General features: G+C 57.2%; 2 protein-coding genes. One reads left to right on the top strand and one right to left on the bottom strand.

The features are described from left to right. A partial coding sequence (locus tag P5540_19885; protein HRT67075.1) for a hypothetical protein occupies window positions 1-1,101 on the top strand: 1,101 nt, incomplete at its 5' end. A gap of 110 nt (window positions 1,102-1,211) precedes the next feature. Here the strand turns inward: P5540_19885 and P5540_19880 are convergent. After that, entirely contained in the window at window positions 1,212-1,727 is a 516-nt protein-coding gene (locus P5540_19880) for a hypothetical protein (protein HRT67074.1), read from the bottom strand. Between the last annotated feature and the right edge of the window lie 109 nt (window positions 1,728-1,836).

Genomic DNA, 1,836 nt, shown 5'->3' with positions numbered 1-1,836 from the left:
GAGATGATGATGCGCTTGCGCCCAACATGGGTGCTGGCGCTATCGACGCCCGACACGGATAGCGGGCCGTTCTACAGAGCCATGAATCCCGAAGAGGTGGAAGCGCGCGGCGTGGAGCGGCGCGGATTCCGATACATCGAAGACCCGCGCGGGTATTGGGGCTTGCGCATGATGGTCAACGTGGAGGGGTGCGCACATCTGCTGACCGATGAAAAGCTGAAGGAGTCGGAGGCGATCAAGGCTCAAATGGGCGAGAACCACAAGCTGTACAGGTCGATGGTGCTGGGCAAGTTCACGGCTGGCGACGGCGACGATAAGCTGTACGGGATGCGCGACATCGAGGCGGTGGTACGGGCAATGGGGCGCGATGCAACCCCGGAGCGAATGGAGGGCGAGGCGCACGCGGGATTCGATGTGTCGCCAACTGGCGACGGCGACGACAAAATCATCTATGTGGCAAAGGGCAAGGTGGTTCTTCCGCCCTACCGGACTAGCGAGGACGACACGGTAAAGGTAGCCAGGTGGGCCGTTGACATCCTCAAAGCAAACAATGTGGAGCCGCGCAACTGCCGCGTTGACAATGGCGGCGCTGGCAAGGTCGTAATCGACATGATGGAGGGGATTTTCGGGTATCGCGGGGTGGATCGGTACACGAACAACGCGACGGCGCGATTCAGGGCCGATTTCTACGACCGGGCCACGGAAGACTCCTATGGTGTGAAGCAACTATTCCACGAAACCGACATTGTGTTGCCAAGGGATGACCGTCTGATTGAGGACATGAAGACGCGGCGCGTGGTCGAGATGGGCGATCACAAGAAAATTAAGCTACAGCCCAAGAAAAAGCACCGCGCAGAGAACAACGGGAAGTCGCCCGACCATCTGGATACGCTTACGATGTGCTTGGCGGGGCGCGTAAAGCATGGGATGGCGCGATATTCGCCGGAAGTGCGCAAAAAGGCGCAGGAATACGACGAGAAGGCGATGAGAAGCAAGCACTTTGCCGAAAAAAAGCAACAAGACGAGAACGCGGCGCGGCTAGGACGCTTCGGTTGGGGGAAAAAGGCGCAAGATTTGCGCGCTATGGGGCATAAAAGCTAGAACTTCTGTGCAATCTGTGTAAAAAGTGCCCCCGTCGCGCCTTGGAAATGAACCCGCGACACGCACGCGGGGAAGGAAACCAAGTGGACGGGGGCGGAAGGTAAATCGTATTACTTAGGATTCATAAAGGGACGCAGGGATTCCTCTCGGAACTCATCCCGCTTTTCTCCTTGTGCGTTTTTGCCACAGCGGTAGCAGTACCCCTCTTCGTCACACATCATCGAGTTTGGCGATCCTTCCTTGGCGGGACCGCACCACTGACACCGCTCGACACCCTGGAACGGGGCGACTTCTTGAATTTGGATTTTGTCATCCATGACAACGGCAATGATGGCGTCGATTGGGATGCGGTAGATGTCCTGGTGGACCGGAGCCTTGGCGTAATCGGCAAAGATTACACGATTCCCGGCAAGGTCGGCGTAGCTGCGCGAGATGGCGCGGTCGTCTTTTGGGGTTGGGTTGGCAAGCAGAAGCGTGCCGAATCCGTGGCGACGTGTGCGGAAACGCTCTGGTATGGCGATAAGGCCGGATGTTGCGTCATAGACGCCCTTCATGCGGACAAAAGCGAAGCCGGGGAGCGGTTTGGCTTTTATTTGTGAATCAATGCGCGTGTGGGTTGACTTCATGCGCGGATTATGCGACAGTCTTCACATAAAGTCAAGTCGAAGGGACACAACGAACCATGAGCACCCCCATAGGCGTAATTTTTCGTGACATTCAGCGGGCGCAACGCCT

The sequence above is a fragment of the Candidatus Hydrogenedentota bacterium genome, from assembly GCA_035450225.1.
GTDB lineage: Bacteria > Hydrogenedentota > Hydrogenedentia > Hydrogenedentales > SLHB01 > DSVR01.
Note: the sequence above shows the minus strand (reverse complement) of the source record. Positions and strands in the feature narration are given on the sequence as shown.

Coding starts and splice junctions, on each gene's coding strand:
- P5540_19880 (HRT67074.1), bottom strand. CDS start 1,727: ATGAAGTCAACCCACACGCGCATTGATTCACAAATAAAAGCCAAACCG.